Origin of the sequence: Motiliproteus sp., from assembly GCF_965230735.1 — a bacterium.
Lineage (GTDB): Bacteria > Pseudomonadota > Gammaproteobacteria > Pseudomonadales > Balneatricaceae > Motiliproteus.
In genome coordinates, this window is record NZ_OZ246016.1 from 2,023,980 (window position 1) to 2,041,749 (window position 17,770).

General features: G+C 55.2%; 13 protein-coding genes. 1 reads left to right on the top strand and 12 read right to left on the bottom strand.

All coding sequences use genetic code 11. The annotated features are described in order from the left end of the window. Positions 1-9: 9 nt before the first annotated feature. From ACO05M_RS09435 to leuS, 9 genes are all read right to left on the bottom strand, one after another. The gene (locus tag ACO05M_RS09435; protein WP_421861821.1) at positions 10-513 is read right to left on the bottom strand and encodes a type IV pilin protein; all 504 of its coding nucleotides are present in this window, start codon (positions 511-513) and stop codon (positions 10-12) included. Then, positions 510-5,156: a PilC/PilY family type IV pilus protein gene (locus ACO05M_RS09440; RefSeq protein ID WP_421861823.1), complete on the bottom strand. Its 4,647-nt coding sequence runs from the start codon at positions 5,154-5,156 to the stop codon at positions 510-512. Before ACO05M_RS09440 ends, ACO05M_RS09435 begins: the two co-directional genes overlap by 4 nt. A 28-nt stretch (positions 5,157-5,184) precedes the next feature. Further along, complete coding sequence (locus tag ACO05M_RS09445; RefSeq protein WP_421861825.1) at positions 5,185-5,658, bottom strand: pilus assembly PilX family protein; 474 nt, start codon at positions 5,656-5,658, stop codon at positions 5,185-5,187. Further along, positions 5,655-6,785 (bottom strand): PilW family protein, encoded by a 1,131-nt coding sequence (locus tag ACO05M_RS09450; RefSeq protein ID WP_421861827.1) that lies wholly within the window; start codon positions 6,783-6,785, stop codon positions 5,655-5,657. The genes ACO05M_RS09445 and ACO05M_RS09450 overlap by 4 nt, the downstream gene beginning before the upstream one ends. A 2-nt stretch (positions 6,786-6,787) precedes the next feature. Continuing rightward, positions 6,788-7,366: a type IV pilus modification protein PilV gene (gene pilV / locus ACO05M_RS09455; RefSeq protein WP_421861829.1), complete on the bottom strand. Its 579-nt coding sequence runs from the start codon at positions 7,364-7,366 to the stop codon at positions 6,788-6,790. Next, positions 7,360-7,938, bottom strand: a complete 579-nt coding sequence (locus ACO05M_RS09460; RefSeq protein ID WP_421861831.1) for a GspH/FimT family pseudopilin — start codon at positions 7,936-7,938, stop codon at positions 7,360-7,362. Before ACO05M_RS09460 ends, pilV begins: the two co-directional genes overlap by 7 nt. Before the next feature lie 158 nt (positions 7,939-8,096). Beyond that, positions 8,097-9,119 carry a DNA polymerase III subunit delta gene (gene holA, locus ACO05M_RS09465; RefSeq protein WP_421861833.1) on the bottom strand — a complete coding sequence of 341 codons (1,023 nt, stop codon included), beginning with the start codon at positions 9,117-9,119 and terminating at the stop codon, positions 8,097-8,099. Positions 9,120-9,128: 9 nt separating this feature from the next. Beyond that, on the bottom strand, positions 9,129-9,638 hold the full coding sequence (lptE, locus tag ACO05M_RS09470; RefSeq protein ID WP_421861835.1) for an LPS assembly lipoprotein LptE: 510 nt from the start codon (positions 9,636-9,638) through the stop codon (positions 9,129-9,131). A 2-nt stretch (positions 9,639-9,640) separates the two neighbouring features. Continuing rightward, positions 9,641-12,229 (bottom strand): leucine--tRNA ligase, encoded by a 2,589-nt coding sequence (gene leuS / locus ACO05M_RS09475; protein WP_421861837.1) that lies wholly within the window; start codon positions 12,227-12,229, stop codon positions 9,641-9,643. Between the two features lie 123 nt (positions 12,230-12,352). Between leuS and ACO05M_RS09480 the strand changes: the two genes are divergently transcribed. Next, a complete protein-coding gene (locus tag ACO05M_RS09480) occupies positions 12,353-12,901 on the top strand; it encodes a zinc ribbon-containing protein (RefSeq protein ID WP_421861839.1) in 549 nt (182 codons plus the stop codon). A 97-nt stretch (positions 12,902-12,998) separates the two neighbouring features. On the opposite strand, the gene ACO05M_RS09485 is transcribed toward ACO05M_RS09480, so the two are convergent. The 3 genes from ACO05M_RS09485 to ACO05M_RS09495 all read right to left on the bottom strand — a co-directional run bounded on the left by ACO05M_RS09485 (position 12,999) and on the right by ACO05M_RS09495 (position 17,629). Continuing rightward, positions 12,999-13,619 carry a phosphoadenosine phosphosulfate reductase family protein gene (locus tag ACO05M_RS09485; protein ID WP_421861841.1) on the bottom strand — a complete coding sequence of 207 codons (621 nt, stop codon included), beginning with the start codon at positions 13,617-13,619 and terminating at the stop codon, positions 12,999-13,001. Positions 13,620-13,915: 296 nt separating this feature from the next. Continuing rightward, positions 13,916-15,604 (bottom strand): diguanylate cyclase domain-containing protein, encoded by a 1,689-nt coding sequence (locus ACO05M_RS09490; protein ID WP_421861843.1) that lies wholly within the window; start codon positions 15,602-15,604, stop codon positions 13,916-13,918. 144 nt (positions 15,605-15,748) lie between these two features. Beyond that, positions 15,749-17,629, bottom strand: a complete 1,881-nt coding sequence (locus tag ACO05M_RS09495) for a methyl-accepting chemotaxis protein (protein ID WP_421861845.1) — start codon at positions 17,627-17,629, stop codon at positions 15,749-15,751. Positions 17,630-17,770 lie beyond the last annotated feature (141 nt).

Below are 17,770 nucleotides of genomic sequence, written 5' to 3' on the forward strand. Positions count from 1 at the left end.
TCAGAGATACTAGTCTGTCCAAGTCGCCTCGCCAGCGCCTATCGCACCGTTGTCGTCTCTGTCCCAGCTCTTGATACCTGTATTGGCAAGTTCAAGATAACCATCTCCATCTTGGATAGTCCCAGCGATTGGAGTGGCCCGTAAGGTATAACCGTTGTTATCGGCGGTCTGGATGGTCAGGTTATAGCGTTTATCGCCACTGTCGATCGGAGCTTGGGACGGATAGATGGTACTCAGAGGTGGGTTCGGATAGCTGGTACCACCGGCCTGGGCGTTGTCGTAACTATTGGTGTCGGTACGGTGCCTTTCCATTGCAGTGGAGAAGGCCAGTAGCGCGTTCTGTGCATCGGTACGGTTACTGTCGATCAGGTATTGCTGATAGCTGGGATAGCCGACGGCCGCGATGATGGCGAAGATCGCCACCGCGATCATCAGCTCGGTTAGGGTCATCCCCCGCTGGCGCTGGTCTTGACCGGCGCAGCGGGGCTTTCTAGCGATGACGAGAGGGATCATTCGTTCACCTCGATCCAGTAGGTCCGTACCGATTCAACATCGGTATTGACCTGATCCAAACGCTCCGGCCCTACCCATACAGTTGGCTTGCTCTCGAGTGTGTCGATGACGGTGGGGGTGGCCGGAATCGAGCCGATCTGCAACTGGATCACCCGGTCAGCGGCATTGGTGTTACCGTCGCCATTGATGTCCAGCATCGGCGTGGCATCGAACAGACTGACCAGATAGGCCCGGCTTGTGCCTTGAGCGGGATTACAGGAACCCGAATTGGGTGGAGTCGGTTCGTAGGTGGTGAACACGATCTGATTCTGGATCGTGGCACTGCCCGAGAGTACCTTCTCACCGGTATTGGTCATCCGAATCATCCAACCATCCTTGCGCGCTACATCGTGGTTGGACAGCGCCACTGCCGCTTCGTTTTTCTGGGTGGCGTCCCCTTCGCTGATGTAGTTGTTAGTGGCATCGTACAGATCCGATTCAGTCAAGGTCGTCCAGCTGCTCGGCTTAGTATGCGTATCGAACAGCTTGATCATGTAGAATCGGTCTTCGATCGCAGTGTTGAGCGGGTGAGCTCGATAACCCGAACCGATCGCTAGGGTCAAGTAGCGATCACTACCTTCAACGGCCAGCGCCAGATCGGGGGGGTAATAGAAGCGACGGTTATCAGCCGACTGGGCCGCGATGGCGCCACCATTACTATCGTAGCTGCCGGCCAGGTCCGCAATCTTGGTGATATAGCCAAAGTTTTGCAATTGCGTCGCCGTATTATCCAGATCGACTCGCCAGATCTGACCACCCATATCACCAACGTAGAGTTGGTCGGCCATACCATCACGATTCATATCGATCACGTTGACCTTGGACGGGATGCTGTAATCCATATCGGCATGGCTTTCATCGTGACCGTTATGGTTACCGGCGGACCAGATCAGTGCACCGGTATTGGCATTCACGATGTAGATGGCGTTACCGATGCTATCGGCGGTGCGGACCGAAACGTTGTCCTGATTGGTGTCGTAACCACCACCGAAGATCAGTACGTCATAAAGCGTGCCGCCGAGTTTGATCTTGCTCTTCACCGGCTGGGACCAGGTTTGACCGAGATCGACAAAGTCGCCGTTGCCACCACTGATTTGCCATTTGAACGTCGGTGTGTTGACGTTGGTGACATCCAGGGCGTAATAGTTACGACCGCCGCGACGCATGCCTGCATAGAGGTAGGTGAAGTCGCCGGTGTCCTTCAAATCGCCATCTTTATTGTGATCGCGGGTCCAAAGGGTAATACCACCATCCATTCCGTATGGGCGCGGATCAACGCTGGCATTGGTGTAGTAGGTATCGAGATTGCCCAGCAACTCCTGAGGTATAAAGGCGAACTGCTCGATACCGGTGTTGATATCGACCGCGTGGATAAAGCCTTCGTTGGTGCCAAAGAAGATGGTTGACTCGATCGGATCAGTTAGGCCCGCGTAGGTGACCAGCTCAGGGCGGGAGTGGAGTGGATCACCCAGTTCGTAGCGGGGGGCGTCGTTTTCATCTAATCCGCGGGTCCACTTCAGCAGATCGGTCCGGTAGTCGGCGTTTTTGTCGGCCACGTTGAGCATGCCCGCAGTGATCAGGCTGTTGGTTTCGTGAACCTTATTATCATCCGCCGTTAAGGCTTTAGTGCTGTCGACCAGCGTGTAGATCTTGCGGGTTGTCGGCAACTTGCTGGCAGCCCCGCCTTTCTCAACCTGATTACCGTCCTCATCTTCGGACCAGAAGCTCTGTGAGTCGATGGCGAAGAAGCCGGTAGACGGATCGATCGCGGGTTCTTGCGGGTTTTGGTTGTCGTAGAGTGTCGCCGGATTTCCTTTGAGCTGATACTTCTTTAGGTTACCGAACCACTTGGCCGTTTCCATCGGCTTGAACAGCGCAAAGTAAACATCGTCACGGTGGGCGAACCGATTGAACTGGTTGATGGTGACACTGGGTTCAACGAACGTGGTGTTCGCTGCTTTGATCGACTTGATAATGGTGTCGAACGCGCTGGTCAGCTCATTAGCTGACTCGGCCCGGTAGAAGGAGCCTCCACCCGCTTCGGCGAGGTCGGTGAGCCAGGTGGTTTCAAACTCCAACCCAACCGTGAACGTCTTGACGGTCTGGTCTTGGGACAGCGCATTGGTCTGGTCGACCGTGTGGAGGAATTTAGCCAGCTCAATACCACACTCTTCGTCGGAATCATTGCCAACACAGCTGGTATCGCCAGTCATGTTTTTAATCTTCGTCTCAGAGTGGTTGTTGTTGGCAAAACCATCGGTCAGCAGCACGATATAGTTGGCTTGGCAGCTTTCCGTGATTGGAGAGGTGTAGATCGGGCTACCATCGATGTACTCTCCGGCACAGTCGCTTGAGCCTGGATTTTCGGCGCTACAGCCATCAGGGCGAATGACGGTGCCGCCGGTATAGGAGTCTGGATGTGAGATTCGCTTGAGGTGTTTGTTACCGCCGTCACCGCGACTGTCACCGTACTCGAGCGCTTCACCGCGGTAGTAACGGGCCGCTTCGTAGAGGGTATCGACGATTGGTGTCCAGCCATCGTTGGGTAGCCCCTGAACCGCCTGAATCATTTCGCTACGCACCGTACCGGCTGCCGCGGTTACATCACTGGGCTTGGCATAAATCACCAGTCGAGGTGCTAAATTAGAACCGTCGTAAGATTCTGAATCGCGCTTGCCGCTACCTTCGATGATCAAGGCCAGGCTGTTGCCGCTGGCCCAGTCCGTCTGGGCGGTCAGCTCGTTGATGACGGATGCAATGTTGGGAGTCTGGTTGGTTTCACCGGCAGAATTCCAGGTATCCGGTGTCCAGCTGATGCTGGCGCTGGTCTTACTCCGGTTGCTGATATTGTTGCTACCGGTATTGAACGTGGAAGGGTTAGCGGTCTTATGACCCTTGATGGTCAGGTTGGTCGCCTCGCTGTCAGAGCCGTCAGCGGTGAACTCGATATAGGCGTTGGAGATGGTACTGTTTTTTGCCAATGGAATATTGGTGTAGCGCAGGCCAACCTTCTTCTCACCAAGATCCAAGTCGGAGCTATCCAGATCCATTGATGAACCATTTTGTTCGGCGTCATCGCTATAAGAGGCGATGTTGAAACTGTACTTCTGGTAGATACAGGCATCGGCACCGACGCTGTCGGTATCGTAGCTGATCTCCAATTCGGCAGCTGTATCGACATCATCTTCAAACGCCCGAATGACCCGCTGCGCGTTACCCTCAACGAAGAAGGTCATGCTGTTACCACCACACCAGCCCGACAGATTAACGATCTCCTGCGCGATAGTCTTTAATTCAGGCGAGGTGTAGGTGCTGCTCTCGCTGAAGCCGGGAGTGCCGGTCCAGCCGACGGAAGCGGTAGTCCGCGTACGGTTGCTAATGTTGTTGCTGCCGCTTTCGAAAGCTTCACTTTGGCCAACCCGTTCTCCCCAGAAGGTCAGGGTGGCTGACTCAGCATTACTGGCACCTCCGGTCAGCTTGAGCTTGGCGCTGGTAATCGTCGCTCCCTGGGGGACTGTAATGTCGTTGAAGCGCAGGCCAATTTTTTGAGCCTGTCCTGCGCCACTGCCGGTGGAGTATTCGACATACAGCTTCGGTCGCTGATTCGTATTCGAAGTAGAGTCGTAACTGTGGAATTGGCGTTTATCGCTGCTGCTGCCACTGACCTTATCGATGATAAAAGCCATCTTGTTGTTGGCCGACCAGCCGCCTCTATTGACGATCTCCTGAACGATCGAAGAGATATCGGGCGTCTGCATCTGGTTGCCGGCTGATGGGTTGTCTGATGTCGAGATGGCCCAATTGACCTTGGCACTGGTTTTGTTTCTGCCGGTCAGGTTGTTGTTGAGGGTGTTGCCTTTTTTAACGTTTTTGAAAACACCGGCGTTATTCGTGTCATGTCCCCAAATTCGAACATCCAAATCTCCGCCGTACTGTTGTTTGACCGTGAACGTCAGGTAGGCGTTGGTGATGGTAGCGCCCTTGGGGATATCCACGTTTCGAAAGCGCACCCCGACCACCTGCTCGGTGCTGCCTTCGTACATAAACTCCAGGTCGGTGCTGTCCAGGTGGGCAGCGCCACCGAGTGGCTGCTCGGCATCATCGTTGGAGTGGGAAACGGTTCGGGTAATGGAAGTGGTGCTACCGGGGTTGAGAATCTGTAGTAGGTTGGCATCCACCCGCATGCTGCCATCTGCCAGTTGTGTAGCATCATCGTCACCACTGTTGACGCGAACGTCGACGCTACCGGTGGCGAGTGAACTGCCGCCGCCACCGCTGACAACCTGGTCGATATCCCGCATTGGATAAAGCACCGGGCCACCCGGGTTGGTGAAGCGCATCAAGCCGACATTGATGTCCTCCGCATTGTTGAGCACGTTGGTCAGTGCCTGCTTCATCCGGTCCATCCGGCTGATATTGCCGCCGTCCTTTTCCTTCATCGAGCCGGAGGTATCAAGGATAAAGAGGACGTTGGGTTTGACGGTGACCTTGGCACTGCCACCGAAGTAAATTTCAGTATCATCGGCCCATACAGGGGTCGCGATCAGCCAGCTGCACATGAAGCTGCCCAGTACAGTCCGTAGGTTGTGATTGAAGACTTTCATAACATCTCTCCAACCGGGAACCTCCCGGTTATTGGTCATCCGTGGAAGCAACAAAACTGACGCGGTAGTAGCCTTGTCGGATCAAAGTGCTGGCATTCATATCGGTCATCTCGCCGGTACCATGCACTTCGTACATATAAGTCGAGGCGGTACCAATCGAGTTACCGGGGGCGATGCCTTCGCCGATAAATTCAGTCTGGGCGGTGGCACTAACCCCCGATGTACCCATCGACACGGTCACAGTCGACGAGAGACTGTTTGTGTTATCGATTGCATCGAACATCATCTGATCATCGTCGATGGCAAATTCGACGGCGCTTTCAGCCGCTTGAAAGGTGCGGTTGTAGGTCTGCGCGTTAGCCGCCATTTTCTCTTCAAAACTGGAGGTCTTGGTTGAGGTAGCGGCAATCAGGGTCACTACAACGATAACCAGCAGACAAACCACCAGCACGACGCCTTGCTGTCGCATTCGATAGGGTCGATGGTTTGGGATACGACTCATTGTCGGTTCCTCAATACGATGGTGCTGTTGAAGGCCAGTCTTAGGCGTCGGTCCACGGTATGGGTGGCGGTGGCGCCAGCTGTTCCTAGCGGTTCGATATCGGTGCCAGGGAGGCGGTATAGGTTGTTGTCAGGATCCGTCAGAATTTCCTCTGATGAGCTAACTAACAGACCGATCCGGATCGCATCAACCTCGGCAAAATCCAGATTGCCATCGGTCGCGTCAACAAAACGCAGATTGCCATCAGTTAGGCGTTGGCCGTACAGAATTTGCAATTGCTCGATGCCTTCAACCAGTTCTTGTTCCAGCCCAGTAATGTAGGTGCCGGTACCGCTACCGTCATGAAAGGCGCTGTCGAACTGGTACAGGGAGTAGATCGGATTGCCCCGGTTGGTATCGCGACCTGTGTCCTTGGTATAAAACGCCAATGCCTCGAAACTCATCACTTGGGCATCATCACTGTAAGGTTTGCTGAGGTTGTTGCTGCTGTTATGGGAGTTGGAGTGGGCCAGGGTGGTTTTGCCGTCGGTGTCTTTGGGCAGGTTGACGATTCGGAACATGTCGGCATTTTCGCAGTCGGACACCACCGCAATGTCGTACTTATTCAGGCCGATGCTGTTGTCTTCGATCTTGATATTGGCATTCACGGCCGAGCAGGAATTGCCACCACCGTCACAGATCACATTGACCCCAGTGGGGGACACGTACTGCACATAGACGACATCGCTGCCTGAGTGGACCCCGCTGATGTTGTCCAGAAAATCGTTACGATTGGCCACCGTCCAGCCGCTGTGCTGGCTCTCATAGCCCCAGATGGCTTGACCGGTTAAATCCCCCGTTGGGGCGTTGTCGGCAATCACATTGAGATCGACGATCTCGCTGTCGATACAGCCCTGGTAGCCGGCCATACGGATATGGCGGGTCAGCATATCCATCGCCAGCCGGCCGTTCTCCTGCACCCGGGCATAAGCGTGTGCAACGCGGTCGGTTCCACTGGAGCCGACGAAGATTTCAAATACCCCCAGCATCAGCAGTGAACTGACCACTAGGGCGATCATCAGCTCGACCAGGGATAAACCCTGCTGTTGCTGTCGAGATCGGTGTGATTTGGGCTGGAGTCTCTGCATAACTACCTCGTGGCGGTAAAGTCCAGCGTGAAGGTCTTGGTGGTATCGGCTTTATTGCTATCAGAACTGACATTCCAGTCCAGCTCCTGCCAGCTGACTTGGACCGAGAAACTGGAGCCGCTGGCAGTAACGACACCCGCGCCACCCGGTAACAGGTTACGGTAGTTGCCGCCATCTTGGCCGACGCCATTAATATCAATAAAGTTTTCAGCCCACTCGCGTAGGTCGATATTCCGGATCTGTTCGGCGGTGCAGCCGGCAACGTTGGTGGCGCAAGTGCTGCCTGAAGGGGTTGCCATGCTGCTAGTGCTGATGCTGTAACGGTCGTTGTCACCGGTGGCGTAAACCGCGTTGAGTCGAATACGGTCGGCGATATCGTAGGCCAGCAGGCTGGCCTGGGTCCGGTAGTAGGCGCTACGGTTGGTCTGCAGCCCGGTGATCTGCAGGGCAGTGGCTCCGAGCAGGGTGGTGACCAGCAGTACTAGTGCGATCAGCACTTCCATCATGCTGACGCCGCGTTGTTGATTGATTCGATTGAATCTTTTCAGTCGCTGTAGTGAAGGGCGGGCTGAGATCAGCATGAGATCTCCCCGGCTGCGCCTTGGTGGTTGTTGAGGGTGTTGTCGCCATCTTCATCGACCGCTAGGCGGGAGACGCCGGAAATATTGACCACGATAGCGCGGGCTTCGGAGACTCCCCGATCGTCACAAAGCGTAAAAGTGCCAGCGCTGGAGTCTGTGTCGAGCAAAAAACCGGTGGAGGCAAACTGAAGTCGGCCAAGATTGGTGCCGCCGAAGCCCGAAGCGCGCAAGCTATTTCCACCGATCAAAGGCTCCTGGTAAAGAAGCAGTTGATCGTCGCCATCGATCACGGCATTACCGCCGTTGTTGCTGTCGGTAAACAGGATCCAGCCGGCTTCCCAGTTAGTGGTGTTGCAGTTGCTGCCGTTGTCGCTGGCACAAAGGGTAACGATACCGCGGCGATTGGCGGCTTCGCCACGAGCCATATGGATGACACCGATCAGGGTGTTGATCTGGCTGGTTAAGCGGTTGTCCTGAATAAAACTACTAAAGCCGGGTGCGACCAGGCCTGCCAGGATGGCAATCAGAGATACGGTGATCAGCAGCTCTATCAGTGTGAAGCCTTTTTGCACGGTCTTATTCCAGGGTTTGGGCACAGTTGGGGCTATACAAGCTAAAGGGTAGCGGCTAAGTCGTTTTCAAACGTTGATCTGGCGCACTGTCTACCGACTAGGCCATTGAGATAGGTCAATAAAACGTTTGTTTGAAAGTGTTGAGGATAGTGCTGAGGCTAGTCGGTCAGGTCGGCTAGGCAGGGCTGCCCACAGAGCTGAAGGCTCAATTCGGCCAGTTGTTGCCAAGGGTCTTGATTACACATTCCCTTGATCGACTGGTCGATGGCCGCGCAAAGCTGGAGCATTCGATTGAGCTGCAGAGGTTGCAGGCGTTTTAGGGCCTGACCAACTAGCGCCTGTCGCTTGCCGAAGATTCGCTGCTTTTTGAACAGTGCATCGTTCAGAGGGCCCGGGTGCTGTTTGAGTTCACTCAGTTTACGAACTTCCCAGCTAAGGCTGCCGAGGATTTGGATCGGCTCAACGCCTTCGCCGCGTAGTCCCTGCAGTACCCTGAGGCAGCGACTGCTGTTACCCGCCAATGCTGCATCGACGAGCGCAAAGGTATCGTATCGGGCGTTGTTGGCAACACCTCCGCCGACCAGCTGTTCGCTAAGGCTGTTGTCGGGGCTGAGTAGTTTGAGCTTCTCGATCTCCTGCACCGCCGCGAGCAGGTTGCCTTCGACGCGATCGGCCAGAAGTTGAGCGGCATCCGGATCGATGGATAGTCCCAGACCACGACAGCGCTGCTGGATCCAGCCCGGCAGTCGATTGGCTTCCACCGGCCAGAATTGCAGGATCGCCCCGGCTTTATCGATCGCTTTGAACCAGCTGCTGCGTTGTGCGCTGGCATCGAGTCGAGGGCAGTAGATCAGGATCAGAGTGTCTTCGGGAGCTGGCGCCAACAACCGGTTGAGGGTTTCGGCACCTTTGGTACCTGGCTTTCCGTTGGGAATATGCAGCTCGATAAGTCGTCGCTCTGCAAACAGCGATAGGCTCTGGCTGCTCTCGAGCAGACTGTCCCAGCTGAAGCCGGGTTCGGCATGAAACACCTCGCGCTCGCTGAAACCCTGCTGGCGGGCGGCGGCGCGAAGTTGATCTCCCGCCTCCTGAACCAGCAGGGGTTCATCACCGGTCAGCAGGTACACCGGTTGCAACGGTTGCTTCAGGTGGCTGCCGAGCTGCTCCGGTTTGAGTTTCATGGCGCGTTATCAGCGGCTCTGCTGTTCGGCCAGGCTCAGATAGCGCCGAACCAGCTGGCCAGCCAGAGTTTGACGCATCTCTTTGCGTAACAGCGCCTCTTCGGCCTCTTTGGCGTTAACGCTGTTTTCGTCGTAGTCGTAGGTGCGCTCGGTATAGAGTTCGGTTTCTGGAATCGCGACTTCGCCTTCACTGTCCAAAATCTGGTAGCGAAGCCGGGCGCGCAGTTCGTACTCTTCCACTTTAGCGCGAGTATTGAGCGAGGCTGAACGGCGGTCGAGGCTGTCGGAGATCAACTCGATTGTGTAGGGCGCTTGCTGGGCCGAGTCGACCAGGCTTACGCCGCTACTCTTCAGGGTCCGTTCGACTGTCTGATACATCGCACTGCGCTCATTACCCTGCAGATGCAGGGTTCTGAGTTCGTCTGGGATCGGAGTCACACCACGCAGCTGGAAGCCGCAGCCGCTGAGCATCCCCAGCAGCGTCAGAGTAAACAGCGTTTTTACGGCGATTTTGAGCATACTTAGCCTACTACGATGTTGACCAGTTTTCCGGGCACCACGATAACCTTACGGATGGTGGCATCCTGGGTGAAACGCTGAACATTTTCATCGGCCAGCGCGGCATGTTGGACCAGATCCCGGTCGGCATCGGCGGCAACCTGGATCTTGCTACGCAGTTTGCCGTTGACCTGAACTACGATCTCGATGCTGGAGCGAACCAGAGCTCCTTTATCGACCTGCGGCCAGGCGCTGTCCAGCAGCTCCGATTCATGACCCAGTTCGCTCCAGAGCTGATGGGCAACATGGGGAACGATCGGTGACAGCAACTGAACAGCCGCTTCCAGCGCCTCCTGGACGACCGCTCGACCCTGTGGGCTGACGTCGATAAAGCGACTGACGGTGTTGGACAGTTCCATCACCGCAGCGATGGCGGTGTTGAACGTCTGACGGCGCTCGATATCGTCGGAAACCTTCTGAATAGTCTCGTGGGTCTTGAGCCGCACTTCGCGCTGCTTGTCGTTGAGGTTAGCTTTGTCCAGTGCTTCCACCGGACCACGGCTGACATGATCGAACACCAGCTTCCACAGACGCTTCAGGTAGCGGTGTGCGCCTTCGACGCCGGAATCAGACCATTCAAGTGATTGCTCGGGCGGTGCCGCGAACATCATGAACAGGCGCACGGTATCGGCGCCGAAACGATCGATCATCACCTGCGGGTCGATGCCGTTATTTTTCGACTTCGACATCTTGGTGATCCCGCCGAACTGGACCGGCTGGCCGTCGCTGCTCAGGGTCGCGCTGGTCAGTTGGCCTTTGTCGTCCCGTTGGACGCTGACTTCCTGCGGCGAGAACCAGCTCTGGCCGCCTTTTTCGTCTTCACGGTAGTAGGTTTCGGCCAGTACCATGCCCTGGGTCAGCAGGCGCTCGAACGGTTCGTCGGAATCGACCAGGCCCAGGTCGCGCATCAGCTTGTGGAAGAAACGCGAGTAGAGCAGGTGCAGGATCGCGTGTTCGATACCGCCGATATATTGATCGACCGGTGCCCAGTAGTTGGCCGCATCGTCGAGCATTGCGTTGTCGCAGCTGCGTGAGGCGTAGCGGGCGTAATACCAGGACGATTCCATAAAGGTGTCGAAGGTGTCGGTCTCACGGGTTGCCGGCTTGCCACACTTCGGACAGCTGGTTTCGTAGAATTCGGGCATCGACTTGATCGGGGAGCCGGAGCCATCAAAATCAACATCGGTGGGCAGTACCACCGGCAGGTCTTTCTCCGGAACCGGAACCGAGCCGCAGCTGTCGCAGTTGATCACCGGAATCGGGGCACCCCAGTAACGCTGACGGGAAACACCCCAGTCGCGCAGGCGGAAATTGACCTGAACTTCGCCGCGACCGGCGGACTTGAGGTGGAAGGCGATCGCCTTGAACGCATCTTCCGACGTCAGGCCGTCAAACTCACCGGAGTTGACCAGTTCACCCTTGTCGGTGAAGGCCTCTTTGCTCAGGTCATACTCGACGCTCGGGTCGATCGGCTGGATCACCTGCTTGATCGGCAGGTCGTACTTGGTGGCGAACTCCCAGTCGCGCTGGTCATGGCCCGGTACCGCCATGACGGCGCCGGAGCCGTATTCCATCAGGACGAAGTTGGCCACGAAGACGGGGACGGGTTCGCCGGAGATCGGGTGGATCGCTTTGAAGCCGGTATCCATGCCTTTCTTTTCCATCGTCGCCATATCGGCTTCGGCGGTCTTCATGTGGCTGCACTCTTCCAGGAAGGCAGCCATCTCGGCATTGTTCTCGGCGGCTTTGAGCGCCAGTGGGTGTTGCGGCGCGACACCTACATAGGTAACGCCCATCAGGGTGTCAGGGCGGGTGGTGAAGACGGTCAGGTCGCCATCGCCCTCAACGTGGAATGACAGCTCAACCCCTTCGGAGCGACCGATCCAGTTGCGCTGCATGGTGCGCACCTGCTCGGGCCAGTGTTCCAGCTTGTCGAGGTCGGCCAGCAGCTCGTCGGCGTAGTCGGTGATCTTCAGGAACCACTGCGGAATCTCTTTACGCTCGACCAGTGCGCCGGAGCGCCAGCCGCGACCGTCGATCACCTGTTCGTTGGCCAGCACGGTCTGGTCGACCGGATCCCAGTTGACGATGGCGTTCTTCTTGTAGACCAGGCCCTTTTCCATCAGCTTGGTGAAGAACCACTGCTCCCAGCGGTAATACTCGGGATGACAGGTCGCCACCTCGCGGCTCCAGTCGTAGCCAAAACCCAGCGACTTGAGCTGGTCTTTCATGTACTCGATGTTTTCGTAAGTCCACTTGGCCGGGGCGACCTTGTTCTTGATCGCGGCATTTTCGGCCGGCAGGCCAAAGGCGTCCCAACCCATCGGTTGCAACACGTTTTTGCCCTGCATCCGTTGGTAGCGGGTGATCACATCGCCGATGGTGTAGTTGCGCACGTGGCCCATGTGCAGACGTCCACTGGGGTAGGGGAACATCGACAGGCAGTAGAACTTCTCTTTGTCCGGTTGTTCGGTGACCTCGAAGCTCTTGTTCTGCTCCCAGTGTTGCTGGGCGTTGGCTTCGATCGACTGCGGGTGATACTGTTCTTTCATGTGCCTTAAATAACCGTGGTTTACGACTGTTACGCGCCGCTTGGATCGGGCGTAGAGAAAAGCGGCTAGGATACAATAGATAGGCTGTGGCAGATAGGTTTTTTGCCCGTTGGAGGAGAGGATATGACTGATAAAGATCCGCAAAAGTCCGGGCCGAAGTTGCCCGATAGCGCTCCTGAGGTTTATAACCGCCTGTTGGAGCGGGTTTACCTGTCGATCGGGAAAGTTGAAGAGCATTCCTGGCCCTATATCAAGGAGCAGATAGAAGAAGCGGCCCGGATCGAGCTGGCCGCCGAAGAGATGACCCGTGAAGAGTTGGACCTGCTGCAGGCTTACCTGCAACGGGATCTTCGTGAAGCGGGAACGGTATTGCACAAAACCGGTGAGGGGTTGGCCAACTGGCTCAACTTCGATCTGCAGGCGCTGGAATACACCCTGGTGGAGCGGTTGTTCGGATTGGCCGATCAGACCCGTGTCGATCAGACCGAGCTGCAATTACGACTGGATCATGGTCCGGAGGATTACCTGGCCGGCGAGGTGGCGGCGGCTGGACAATTGCGTTGTCTGGAGTGCGGTGCCCTGGTCAAGCTACCTCAGACGACACTGATTGAGCCTTGTCATCAATGCAGTAACCGCTTTTTCCATCGGGACAGCGGCATATGGAATCAATAATCGGATCATAGATCGATCGATGATCGGTGACCCAAACCCATAGAGCAAAAAAGGCAGCCGAGTTGGCTGCCTTTTTTGTTGAGCTACCAGCTGATGATCAGAGCTTGGTGTGCAGGCCGCACTCACGGTTGGCCAGGGCCTTGGTGGGGTCAAAATACTTGATCACGTTGGGTAGGTCGTTCTCTTCCAGATAACGCTGCATGTCGGCTTCTTTCCAATGCAGCAGCGGAGCGACCTTCAGGACGCCGTTGGGGCCGGTGCCGACAATCTCCATCTCCTGACGGAATGCGGTTTGCTCGCTGCGTACCGCCGTCAACCAGACATCGGGCTGGTACTCGTTCATCGCTCGGGCGAAAGGCTCCAGCTTGAACTGTTCGGTGAACTCGGCATGGCGTTCATCGTCGACGCTGGGGATACCGCCCAGAGCGGCATCGCAACGAGCTGCGCTGACCTTGGGAGTGTACACATCGATATTCAGGTTCAGCGTGTCGATCAGTTGTTGAGCGACCTTGTAGGTTTCGCGGGTGTTATAGCCGGAGTCGATCCAAACCACGGGGATATCCGCTTTGACCTGAACCGCCATATGCAGAATTACCGCTTCAAAGGGCCCGAAGTTGGTGGTGGTGATCGGGTTTTTTGCCTGCTTAATCGCCCATTCAATGATCTGTTGCGGTGACGCATTAAGGAGTTCTTGATTGGCCTTGGCAATATCTAGCATCTTGGGTTACCGGTCGCTGAATAGAATGGATGCGAGATATTAAGAGGCTACCGGGTAAAATGCAATTAGTCGTAGGAATAACGATATATTGGCGAGTCATTAGGGTGTTGACTGGTTGTTATTCTTTTAAGGATATTCCAGGTTGTTATAAGAGGCGGGAGAGAGAAAAGGGGGTGAAATCCCAATAAAAATAATTCAAAGGAGGATAGGTTATTTGTTCTCTTGGCTTTTATTTAAAATAAAACTCGCAGTATTTAATTCGATGCTGATTTAAATGCTTTGGTGATTTATCGAAATTAAAACTTATCCTCTTGGTAAATAAAATATTGGTTCCTACCCATCTCTTTAGCTTTGTACATGGCTAGATCAGCATAACGAAGCAGTAGATCCCCATCGTGGGGGTAGTCAGGGTATAGGCAGATACCGATACTGGCTGAAACCGCGACCATCTTTTTGTTGGGCAGGCTGAACGGGTGGGTGATCGAGACCAGTACCCGCTTGATAACCTGTTCCAGGTCGGCGTGACTCTTTAGTTGCGTCAACACCAACGCAAATTCATCGCCGCCCAGGCGTGCTACGGTATCTTCTTCACGGATGCACTCGTTAATGCGGTTGGCGATCTCAACCAGCAACAGGTCTCCAGCCCGATGGCCGAACTGATCGTTAACCGGTTTGAAGTTGTCGAGGTCGAGAAAGCAGATGGCGATGGTGTTTTGATGCCGCTTGGCGTTTGCCAGGGCCTGAGCCAGACGATCAGACAGCAATGTGCGATTGGGTAGCCGGGTCAGGGTGTCATAGTAGGCCAGCTGTTCCACCTCTTCGTGATGACGCATCAACGCGGTAATATCGGTCAATACCCCGATAAACTGGCTGATGCTTCCATCCGGGCTGGCAACCGCCTTGATGGTGGTACGACAGGCAAACAGTTGACCATCTTTACGGCGATTCCAGGTTTCTCCTTTCCAGACACCCTTAGTACGTAAAGAATGCCACATCTGGGCAAAGAAACTGGGATCGTGATAGCCGGATTTTAGAAAGCGGGGGTTGGTATTAATAATCTCTTCTTTGGAATAACCCGATAAACTACAAAACGCCTCATTAGTTTCAATAATCATACCGGAAGCGTCGGTAATAATAATGCCTTCGCTGACGTTATCAAAGACGCTGGCCGCAATTCGAAGCTGCTGCTCAGACTTATAAGTATCAGTAATGTCGCGGCTAATACCGAAAATACCATCGACCTTTCCGGATTTGTCCAGCACGGGCCATTTGTTGGTGCTGACCCAGCCTTTTTCTCCCTGCTCATCAAAAAAAGGATCGACTCGATCCAGCAGGGGGACACCCTGTTTAAAGATGGGCCGCTCTTCCTCGGAATAGATTTTTGCCATCTCTTCGGGAAAGACTTCTGAATCATGCTTGCCTATCATCTCTCGCCAACTGGTATGGCCGGTGATATTGGCTAATCGTTGGCTGCAGAATCTGAATCGGCTGTCCTTGTCTTTAAAGTAGATAAAATCTGAGGTGTTCTCGAGTAATGTGATGAAGTCCTGATTCAGCGATTTCAGTTGCTGCTCGGCGGCATAGCGGTCGGTGATGTCATGGATAATCGAGAACAGGAAATCCTGCCCATCGATCTCGACTTTACCGGAGTGCACTTCAACATGGCGCAGGTCTCCGCTGGCCAGCTGGTGTACAAAGAAAAAGTGGTTGCGCTTCTCGGCCATGGCCCGGCGCATTTCCAAGTTAACCTCTTCCTCGGTGTACTGGTTGATTTCACTGATTTTCATCGCCGTAATCTGCGCACGATCGTAACCGTAGTAGTGGCATGCACAATCATTGGCATCAATGATCGCCCCGTCCGTTGGGTCGATCAGCAGCATCGGTACCTTGGAGTCGCTGAACAGAACCCGATAGCGGTTGCTGAGCCGATCTGCTGTCTGATCAGTTCCGCTGCTCTGCGTGGATAGGGGCTGCGCTCGTTCCATGGTGGGTGATTGTCAGTGATTTATTAAATGTCAGGATTTATGGGGCGAGTGAATGTTACAACCTCGTGAAAGTTAACTGCAAATTGGCCTGTCCCCTTGATATTGGAATCTCAAGGGGACAGGGCGACTGGGGCAGCAACGAGGTTAACCGCTCACTTGGAACCTGGCGGTAATCTGCTTCAGATCGATAGCACGGGTAGCCACCTGCTGGCTGGCATCGACGATGGCGCTGGACTCTGCCGAGCTTTGATCCAACGAGCCGGATACCTGCTCCATGTTTTCGGCGATCTCCTTTACCGTACTGGCCAGCTGTTCAATCGCAACCGCAATCTGCTGGGTTTGATCGGAGGCGGTCTCGACCTGGTCTTCGATAGAGCGAACCGCTTCGGCCGCTTCAATACCATACTGGTTGCCACGTTCGACGCTTTCGCGACCGGTCTCGATCGAGGTGATGGCGTTGCGGGTGCCGCTTTGCAACTCATTGACGATCTCGGTGATCTCGTTGGAAGCACCGACGGTTTTCTCGGCCAGGGTTCTGACTTCGTCCGCCACCACGGCGAAGCCCCGTCCCGCTTCACCGGCCCGGGCTGCTTCGATAGCGGCGTTCAGCGCCAGCAGGTTGGTCTGCTCGGCGACGTTCTTGATCACCTCGATCACGACATCGATTTTCTCTGATCGACGGCCCAGCTCATGCATCTGTTCCACATTTTGATTGACCACCTCGGCGACGTCGCTGAGTGCTTCCAGGGCGCGGGAAATAACCTGCCCGCCCTCATTGGCGGCCTGGTGGGCCTGCTTGGCACCGTCGTTGACCTTCAGCGTGGTTTGCGCCACTTCGGCAACGGTCGCGTTCATCTGTTCGGTGGCGGCGGCCATTGAGGTGGTCTGCTCCGATGTGAAGCTGTTGCTGGTGGCGATATTCTCTACCGCCGACGACAACGAGCCGGACATGCCGCTGAGCTCATTACTGGTCGTGGTGACGTGGCTGACAATGCCGTGCAGGTCGTCGGTCATCTGGTTCACTGCATCGGCCAGTTGACCGAATTCGTCGTCCGTCTGCTTTTCCACTTTGACGGTCAGGTTACCGCCAGCGATCTGGTTCAGCGTGCTGATGGTTCGATTGAGACCGCGAATCGCACCGATGCCGGTCCAGGCCAGCAGCGCTATCACCACTGCCAGCACCAGAATACCGACCCCAATCATGGTGGCCTGGGCGCGTTCGACGGTCTGCAGCGAGGCGGCATTGGCCCCTACCATCACCTCGTCCTCGATATAGTGTTCGGCTTCACCGGCGGCGACGATAATGCTGCCGACCTGATTGATCAGCTGTTGCTCCAGCTTCAGCACTTCTCCATAGCTGGCGGTTACCTCGTTCAGGGCGGCTTCGTATTCCTCGGCGACTTTGACGTAATTTTCGAATCCAAACTCGGTCAGATTGGTTTTCAGATCGGTCAAGGCTTCCAGTGCCAGCTGCGATTTTTCGGGGTCGGCCTCGATCAGGAAGTCTTTCTCGAATTGTCTGACCTCCTGCATGATTCCGGCTAAGCCGGAAAAATTCGAAACCAGGCCGTTGAGTTGCTCACCCACCTGGTTGAGCTTGCCGTGCAGACCCAGGTCGGAATTCATCCCAAAGGTTGTTTTCAATTGAGTCCAGTTCGCCAGCGTTTGAAGATGCTCGCGTACCAGAGCCGGAATGCCGGCGGTGTGTTGTTGAACGCTGTCTTCGGTCTTGCTGCTGGCCTGCTCCAGAGCGGGAACGAAGACCGACAGAATCTGCTGTTGATCCTGGCTGAAGCGCTCGAGATTATCGGGCGTCAGCTGTGCCCGCTGCTCGACCAGCGCATAGAGTTCTATCTGTAACTCCATCAGTGCGTCGGCGACATCACCGAGTTGGCTGACCTGTTCAGATGAATTGGTGACGGATTTAAGTGATAACAGCGCCGTTAGACAGAGGGCGATGGTACCGGCGGCGGTAAGTGCAATCGCCAAGGCGATCTTGCGACGGAAGGTAAGGTTCAGGCCCATGTTCCTTAATCTCCAAACTGCGGGACTAGGTTTATTATTCTTTAGTAGGGTGGCTAACAGTATCTTGGCAGACGGGATAAAGCCAGTATGAATAAGGGTTTTACCTAAGCTTTTTGATCTCGGTCTAGTTTTCGAATTTCT